At 43.9% G+C, this 8148-nt stretch carries 6 protein-coding genes and 2 tRNA genes; 4 read left to right on the top strand and 4 right to left on the bottom strand.

Going from position 1 to position 8148, the window contains the following annotated elements:
• Window positions 1-31 precede the first annotated feature (31 nt).
• Complete coding sequence (gene xthA, locus AC2204_RS18775; protein ID WP_318927343.1) at window positions 32-838, bottom strand: exodeoxyribonuclease III; 807 nt, start codon at window positions 836-838, stop codon at window positions 32-34.
• 176 nt (window positions 839-1014) lie between these two features.
• Between xthA and AC2204_RS18780 the strand changes: the two genes are divergently transcribed.
• The 4 genes from AC2204_RS18780 (at window position 1015) to AC2204_RS18795 (ending at window position 5898) form a co-directional block, all read left to right on the top strand.
• A complete protein-coding gene (locus AC2204_RS18780) occupies window positions 1015-1956 on the top strand; it encodes a LysR family transcriptional regulator (RefSeq protein ID WP_318927344.1) in 942 nt (313 codons plus the stop codon).
• Window positions 1957-2178: 222 nt separating this feature from the next.
• Window positions 2179-3252 carry an alanine/ornithine racemase family PLP-dependent enzyme gene (locus tag AC2204_RS18785; RefSeq protein ID WP_318927345.1) on the top strand — a complete coding sequence of 358 codons (1074 nt, stop codon included), beginning with the start codon at window positions 2179-2181 and terminating at the stop codon, window positions 3250-3252.
• Window positions 3253-3305: 53 nt separating this feature from the next.
• Window positions 3306-4724, top strand: coding sequence for a YfcC family protein (locus AC2204_RS18790; protein ID WP_318927347.1), 1419 nt, complete (start codon window positions 3306-3308; stop codon window positions 4722-4724).
• Window positions 4725-4932: 208 nt separating this feature from the next.
• A complete protein-coding gene (locus AC2204_RS18795) occupies window positions 4933-5898 on the top strand; it encodes a glutathione S-transferase family protein (RefSeq protein WP_318927348.1) in 966 nt (321 codons plus the stop codon).
• On the opposite strand, the gene AC2204_RS18800 is transcribed toward AC2204_RS18795, so the two are convergent.
• The 3 genes from AC2204_RS18800 to AC2204_RS18810 form a co-directional block, all read right to left on the bottom strand.
• Window positions 5895-7655 (bottom strand): response regulator, encoded by a 1761-nt coding sequence (locus AC2204_RS18800; protein WP_318927351.1) that lies wholly within the window; start codon window positions 7653-7655, stop codon window positions 5895-5897. The two genes, AC2204_RS18795 and AC2204_RS18800, sit on opposite strands and share 4 nt — an antisense overlap.
• A 208-nt stretch (window positions 7656-7863) precedes the next feature.
• Window positions 7864-7948: transfer RNA gene (locus AC2204_RS18805), tRNA-Tyr, on the bottom strand.
• A 77-nt stretch (window positions 7949-8025) separates the two neighbouring features.
• Window positions 8026-8110 (bottom strand) — tRNA-Tyr (locus AC2204_RS18810).
• Window positions 8111-8148 lie beyond the last annotated feature (38 nt).

The following is an 8148-nucleotide window of genomic DNA, read 5'->3' on the forward strand; positions in this document are numbered from 1 at the left end:
ATCTCGCACCTCGAATCTAGTACCTCGTTCCTTACTTAAAGCTAGACCAAATTGGCGCATGATCAGACGGCTTCTCAATGCCTCGCAACTCATAATCGATGCCCGCTTCAATGCAGCGCTCTGCCAGCGAAGGGGTGGCCAGTACCACATCAATACGCAGGCCGCGGTTATCGACAAACCCTTTTGAGCGGTAATCAAACCACGAGAACTGATCATCTACATCAGGGTGCAGCTGTCGGAAGGTATCAACAAACCCCCAGTCGAGCAGAGTTTTCAGCCATTCACGTTCAATCGGCTGGAATGAGCATTTACCGGTTTTCAGCCAGCGCTTGGCATTAACCGGGCCGATACCAATATCGAGATCGATAGGGCTGATATTGATGTCACCCATTACCACTAATTCATCTTCATTCGTATGGTGGGTATTGAGGTAATTCATCAAGTCGGCATAGAATTTTTCTTTTGCCGGGAACTTGGTTTCATGGCTGATATTGTCACCCTGCGGGAAATAGCCGTTTAACACGGTGACTTTTTTACCATCCTCCTGCTCGAAGGTCGCCATGATCATGCGGCGCTGGGCATCCTCATCATCCGTCGGGAAGCCTTTTTGCACCTCAACGGGTTGTTGCTTGCATAATAAGGCAACCCCGTAGTGAGCTTTCTGACCGTGGTGATAAACCTTGTAACCCATCGCTTCGACATCAGCGAGGGGAAAGGCTTCATCGTGAACTTTGATTTCTTGCAAGCCGATCACATCCGGCTGATGCTTATCGATAAGGGCTTGCAGCTGATGAAGGCGAGCACGAAGGCCGTTGATGTTGAAGGAAATGACTTTCATTTTATTATTCCAATTAATATCAGTCGTTAACGGTGATAGTCGGATACTAACATATACCCAAGTTACCGGGGGAACAAAAGAGTAATGGTATTGTCACGGGTTGGTCTCATTTTTTATGGTTCAGTTAATTTATACTCGATTGTGAGATATGTTCAATAAAATATAACTATACTATTATGAATAAAATTAATAATCTGGATATTCGTTTACTTAGGCTTTTTATTATTATTGTTGAAAGCGGAGGTTTTTCATCAGCGCAGTTTAAGTTAAATATGCATCAATCAACAATCAGTACAAAAATGGGAGACTTAGAAATACGATTAGGCATGAAGTTATGTCAACGTGGTCGAGGTGGTTTTAAACTTACTGCTGAGGGGGTTAAAGTCTATGAGGTTAGTAAGAAACTGTTTGAGCAAATGGAAATGTTCAATCAGCAGATTGATAATATAAAAAATATTACCAGGGGCAATATAAAAATAGCATTAACGGATAATTTAGCAACCAACCCTACATGTCGTATACAATCAGCGATAAGAAATTTCTGTAGTCATCACCCCCACGTTAATATCGAGACGATTGTTTCTGACTCATATAATATCGAAATGTTGTTGTTAGATAATAAGGTTGATATTGGTATAACATCATCAGAAATTAATAAAGCAGGATTAGAATACAGCTATCTTTTTAATGAACATCAATCATTATATTGTCTGCCATCTCATCCGATATTATTACAAGGAAATATTAAAATAGATGATATTGCATCCAATCCTGTTGTAGAGCGTGGTGTATCACATAATATAACACCGCTAAGCCATAGAGATGACGTCGTTAAAACAGCCAATACGACTAATATGGAAGCAACGGCTCACTTAATTTTATCTGGTCACTTTATTGGTTATTTACCAGATCACTACGCCGAAATTTGGAGTAACAGAGGGGAAATGGTAAAAATACCCGCCCCCGAAGAACTGGAATATTACACGGACTTTTACCTGACATTGAATCATAAAAATACGCTTACCATCGCCGCGAAAAACTTGGTGAAAGAGATTTTTAATGCTCATGGTTTGCACTCAGATAATGAATTAGAATCAGATGCTGAAGCTGTAAATTAAACGGTAACAAAAGCCTGTTTTAATAATAGGCTTTTTTCTTTTCGACTGACTCTTAGTATTCGTTTTTCTGACGACCTCTTGAAATATTATGCATGTTAACCACGTTTTATTTTCATACATAGTAGTTTTCTGATGTATACATTTTAAAGTCACTATTTAACCTTTTAACGTTCTGTATATAAATAGGTGTTACTTAAAACACGATTTAATCAGGGGTTAATTATGTCTAAATACCCGTGTTTATCCATCAATCTCAAAGTAATAGAAAGCAATACACGTCACTTAATTCAGCAATGTCAGGAAAGGGGAGTTGATCCCGTCGGGATCACTAAATTGGCTTGTGGTGCACCAGAGGTTGCGCGAGCAATGATTGCTGGCGGTATCAGTATTATTGGCGACTCTCGCATTGAAAACTTAAAGAAACAAAAAAACATCCCGATAAAAAAAATGTTACTTCGCCTTCCTGCGATTAGCGAAGCCCGGGAAGTTGTGCGCTATGCTGATATCTCTCTTAACTCAGAGCAAAATACGCTTCAAGCGCTATCGGATATGGCCGTTGAAGAGAATAAAATACATGAAATTATCATTATGCATGATCTTGGTGACTTACGGGAAGGCTGCTTCAATAAGGAAGACACGTTTCAGTTAGCCCGTAAGGTATTGTCACTACCGGGTCTTAAATTGACCGGTATTGGATCAAACCTGGCATGCTACGGTGGTGTTGAACCGACCAATAAAAATCAAAACGACCTGATCCATATTGCGGAAGACATTGAAAAAGATCTGAATATTAATTTTTCAGTTATTTCAGGAGCAAGTTCATCTGCACTATTTCTTCTTGCAGCAGGAGAATTGCCGGCAAGAATAAATCAACTGCGTTTAGGGGCTTCACTTATTATGGGAATTGGTTTAAATGATGACCCGATTCCTGAAACATCACAACAGGCAATCAAGCTTCAGGTTGAAGTGATAGAAATAAAAGAAAAACCATCAGTGCCGGTAAATTCTACCGCTCTGGATGCTTTTGGTAATAAGCCCGTATTTATTGACAGAGGGAACCGGAAACGAGCAATTTGTGCGATAGGAAAGCAAGATATCGACATATCGGAAATTACCCCTGATGATGAAGATATTATTATTATCGGTGGCAGCAGTGATCATTTGATCCTTGATATCTCTGATTCAAAAGAACCCTATAATGTGGGTGATATTATATCTTTCTCGCTGTCATACGGTGGAGTGCTGCAATGTATGACGTCAGAATTTGTTCATAAGAATTATATCGATAATAACTAAATATTAATTTTTGCATCTATGGATGCGATCTATAATATTTTGAGGGAATTAACATGATAAAAATAAGAAAGTTTCCAAATGCATTTACCATCCTGTTTATGTTGATCGGTACATTCGCGGTACTGACACATATTTTACCGGCGGGTCAGTATCAACGGTTATTTAACGAGAGTTTAGGCCGGGATGTACCTGTGCCGGGTTCTTACGCTCATATTGATGCATCGCCACAGGGGGCATTCGATACCCTGATGGCGCCGATATCCGGCTTCTATGATCCCGCTACCAATATTATCGGGGCGATGGACGTCAGTCTGTTTGTATTGATGGTGGGTGGTTTTCTTGGTGTGATCACTAAAACAGGGGCAATCGATACGGGGATCACGCGTATTATGATGCGCCTGAAGGGAAGGGAAATCATTATGATCCCGATCCTGATGACTCTGTTTGCCCTTGGCGGGACGACCTATGGGATGGCAGAAGAAACCCTGGCTTTCTATGGGTTGTTGATCCCGATTTTTATCGCGGCGGGGTTTGATGCCCTGGTGGCTGTCGCGGTGATTTTTGTCGGCTCCGGTATCGGTACACTGGGCTCTACCATTAATCCTTTTGGTAATGTGATTGCGTCCAATGCTGGCGGCGTTGACTTCCTGGATGGATTTGGTATTCGTCTGGGTATCCTTATTATTGCGTTGGTTATTGGCTGTCTGTACGTAATTCGCTACGCCAAAATGGTAAAGAAGGACCCGCAGAAGTCACTCGTTGCTAACATGCGGCAGAAAAATATCGATCACTTCCTGAGCCATAAAACGGATAACCAGGATGATGTTAACCTGACGACGACCCAGAAATGTGTCCTGACACTGTTTGCTATGACCTTTGTGATCATGATCTGGGGTGTTTCTTCACTGGGGTGGTGGATGGCTGAAATGAGTACGCTGTTCATCTTCATGGGGATCCTGTGTGGGATGATTGCTCGCCTGAGTGAAGATGACTTGATCAACTCCTTTGTTGCCGGTGCGGCAGATTTAATCGGCGTGGCGCTTATTGTCGGTGTTGCCCGCGGAATCGTGGTCGTTATGGAAGCCGGTAATATTACTGACACCATTCTTTACTATGCCGAAGGGCTGGTGGCTGATAAAAGCTCTATCCTGTTTATCAATGTGGTGTATTGGATTGAGATGCTGTTGGCTTTTGTCGTTTCATCAACGTCAGGCCTGGCTGTCATGAGTATGCCGGTACTGGCACCGCTGGCAGATTTTGCCAATACCGGACGGGAACTTGTGGTAACCGCCTTTATGTGTGGTATCGGTACGGTGTTATTTGTGACGCCAACCTATGGAGTCTTGATGGGCGGCCTGGCTATTGGACGGGTGTCATACATCGCATGGCTGAAATTTATTGGTCCGCTGGTCGCGTTCTTTATTGTGCTGAATACGCTTATGTTATCTATTGGCGCTGGCGTGCTGGGCTGATCGTATCATCCTGCCAGGTATTAACCTCTGACGGCAGCGAGTCTGCCGTCATGATATCAATCCCCTTAATTATCTAACGACCCAGATAATGAATGAAACTGGTATTATTCAGAAATTTTGACTATCTCCATCAATCCATTCCCGCCGATCTTGCCGATAAACCCACTTATACTCTAATCACGGTTAAGAATTTATTAAGGATGTTGGGATGGGGAAGTTAATTAACGGTGTATGGCATGATGTTTGGTACGAAACCAAATCTAATGACGGCAACTTTGTACGTGAAGATGCGGGCTTTCGTCATTGGCTGACGCAAGATGGTGATCAGGGACCGGAAGGGCAGCAGGGCTTTAAAGCTGAATCAGGCCGTTACCACCTCTATGTCTCACTGGCTTGCCCCTGGGCACACCGAACCTTAATTTTCCGTCAGTTGAAAGGCCTGGTCCCTCATATCGATGTAACGGTCGTCAGCCCTGATATGCAGGAAAGCGGCTGGACGTTTACCTCCCCTGAGCCATTATACGGCTTTCAGTTTCTGCATCAGTTGTACACCAAAGCCAAAGCGGACTACACCGGGCGAGTTACTGTACCGGTACTGTGGGATAAACAGACCCAGACTATTGTCAGCAATGAATCGTCAGAAATTATTCGTATGTTTAATACGGCGTTTAATGATCTGACCGGAAACGATGCCGATTACTACCCGCAAGCACTGAAGACCGAGATTGATGAGTGGAATGACTATATCTATCCGGCTATCAATAATGGTGTTTATCGCTGTGGTTTTGCGACTAGCCAAGAAGCCTATGAAGCCGCTTTCAGCGATTTGTTTGCGGCACTGGATAGAGTGGACGCACATCTTGCAACCAGCCGCTATCTCGTCGGGGAGCAGATCACCGAAGCCGATTGGCGTTTATTTACGACCCTGATACGTTTTGATGCCGTCTACGTCGGGCATTTCAAATGTAATCTGAAGCGCATCGCTGATTACCCGAATATTCAGGGTCACCTTAAAGAGCTGTATCAGTTTGCGGATGTTGCTGAAACGGTCGATTTCAACCATATCAAGCGCCATTACTATTTCAGCCATCAGATGATTAATCCAACCGGGATCGTTCCTGTTGGCCCACAATTGGATTTAGAAAGCCCTCATGGCCGTGACGACCGCGACTAAGCTGCGGTGTATGCGTCGATATTCTCGGTGTGCCTGCTTGCCAGCAGCTGGTATTTCTGATTGCGCAGTAGTTGTGATGTGGCCGCATTTTTTTGTTGCGGGTGAGTATATCGGGTTGCCATCTGTTCAAATAGGCTGGTGCGCCATAGTTCAAGTTTCTCTGGCAGAGGCATGATACTCACGGCCTGAATACTCTGTTTAGTGTTCTCCTCATTGAGTTGATTGAGCAGATACAGGCATTGCAGTCGTCCAAGATGGGCCTCACTACAGTAAGGATACCGGATCAGAATATCATCATAACGTTGCAGGGCATCCTGAGTATGACGGGTCAGCATGGTGTTATTCAGCACTTCATTGGTCAGGGCTAATTCACTGACTAACGTTTTTACGCTATTAATTAATACCGTGTTTTGCCGCAGTGCGTTGAGACGGTTCTGGCTATGGCCGTCAAAACGATCTCTGAGTTTTAATGCGTTATCAATCTCGGCAATTATCTCAGTTTCTCCGAGCACGATGAGCGGAGGCAGCACTTCAGTCAGAATCACCGAAGGTAGCTTTGAGATGGCATAAAAGTAGGGGGATAACCCGACCATCAGGCGACGTTTGGCTTTGAGTGATTGCTGCTGGGCCAGCGAGAATCTCGCCAGGGTAATATGGCCAAAAGTGGTTAAAAAAGGTTGCTGTTTGGGTAATAAACGGTTGTAAGCGCGTTGATGAATGGCTTTTAATTGTTGAAGTAGCTGTCTTTGTTTTTTATCGGAAGTTTGGGCAAAGAAGTGTTGTTCAAAGATGGCGGTAAATTCGGCGAAACAGGTGATCCAGCTGACATCAATAATCGGAAGATGGGTCGCCAGAGTTTTTCCTGCTTCAATTAAATGATCAGTTTTATCGAGATCAGCGGCCAGTTGGGCAACTTGCAGAGCCCGGTGGCTAACGCTCGGGGTGAATTTTAACGCCCGTTCAGCCGTTTCCAATGCCTCATAATATTGTTTATTTTCTTCCTGATAATTGGACAGGTGATCGTAGGCTTCCACACACAGGGGAGAGCACATAATTAATTGTTCAAGAATTGCAATAGCCTGGGCAATGTTGCCGTCGTGATATGCAATATGTGCTTCCGTGATGGTGATTTTGTGGGTCGGATTTTGGTAACGAAGCAGCTGGGTTAAGCGCTTAACCTGATCCCACTCTCCTTGCCTGATCAGTAAATCGAGCAATAAGGCTTCAATTTTATGGTTATGGCCGTTCAGCCGTAGTAGCTGTTTACATAACTGAATGGCTAGTGGAATATCCTGGCATTCTATTGCCTGATATATCGACTGACGCTGGTTGCGGTCGATGCACACCTGAGTGACTTTTTTGGTAAGTCCGGCCATGGTAATTGGTTTGGTGATAAAGCAGTCAGGATCAATGGTCATCGTGGTTAAGATCACTTCGATTGAGTGATCGCCTGAAATCATGATGATGCCGCAGTCAGGAGCCAGTAACTTTTTTTTGCGCAGTAATGTAGCCAGTTCACTGCCATTTAAAGCGTGGTCTAAATGAAAATCAATCAGCAGCAATTGGTAGTGGTTACTCATGCAGTAGCGGATAGCATCTTCATAAGTATTTGCAATATCAATCAGATGGATGTCTAAATTACCAAGCAGGCCTTTTAGAAGTGCCGAAGCCGACGGCTGATCATCAACGATCAGTACTTTTAGTTTTGTCCATTCAATCAACTGACTTTGATTTGAGTGATCATTTTTTTTCAGCATCATGCATCCTTGCTGTTTCTTATGCGCCAGATTGTTATGCCTACACTTGCATTGTAATTCCTTTTAATCATATTTGCTTATTGTAGTTGTGAAAAAGTCGTTGTGGGGGGGAATTGACTCAGGTGAAAGGATGAAAATAATGAGTGCTTTGTGGCGAGAAGATGGAAAAACGAAAAAAGCCAGCTGCTTGCGCAACTGGCTTAAATAATGGTGGAGGGGGAAGGATTCGAACCTTCGAAGGCGGAGCCGTCAGATTTACAGTCTGATCCCTTTGGCCACTCGGGAACCCCTCCACGGGGTATATCTAATTGTTCGGCTTCTTTAGGCCGGAAAAACGCAGCTTGTGACAAACGAACGTTTTTCGAAATAATGGTGGAGGGGGAAGGATTCGAACCTTCGAAGGCGGAGCCGTCAGATTTACAGTCTGATCCCTTTGGCCACTCGGGAACCCCTCCACGGGGTATATCTAATTGTTCGGCTTCTTTAGGCCGGA

The sequence above is a fragment of the Photobacterium sp. genome (assembly GCF_057456235.1).

Excerpts from the sequence above, each read along its gene's own strand:
- AC2204_RS18795 (WP_318927348.1), top strand. The coding sequence starts at position 4,933 with ATGGGGAAGTTAATTAACGGTGTATGGCATGATGTTTGGTACGAAACC.
- AC2204_RS18780 (WP_318927344.1), top strand. The coding sequence starts at position 1,015 with ATGAATAAAATTAATAATCTGGATATTCGTTTACTTAGGCTTTTTATT.
- AC2204_RS18785 (WP_318927345.1), top strand. The coding sequence starts at position 2,179 with ATGTCTAAATACCCGTGTTTATCCATCAATCTCAAAGTAATAGAAAGC.
- AC2204_RS18790 (WP_318927347.1), top strand. The coding sequence starts at position 3,306 with ATGATAAAAATAAGAAAGTTTCCAAATGCATTTACCATCCTGTTTATG.
- AC2204_RS18800 (WP_318927351.1), bottom strand. The coding sequence starts at position 7,655 with ATGCTGAAAAAAAATGATCACTCAAATCAAAGTCAGTTGATTGAATGG.
- xthA (WP_318927343.1), bottom strand. The coding sequence starts at position 838 with ATGAAAGTCATTTCCTTCAACATCAACGGCCTTCGTGCTCGCCTTCAT.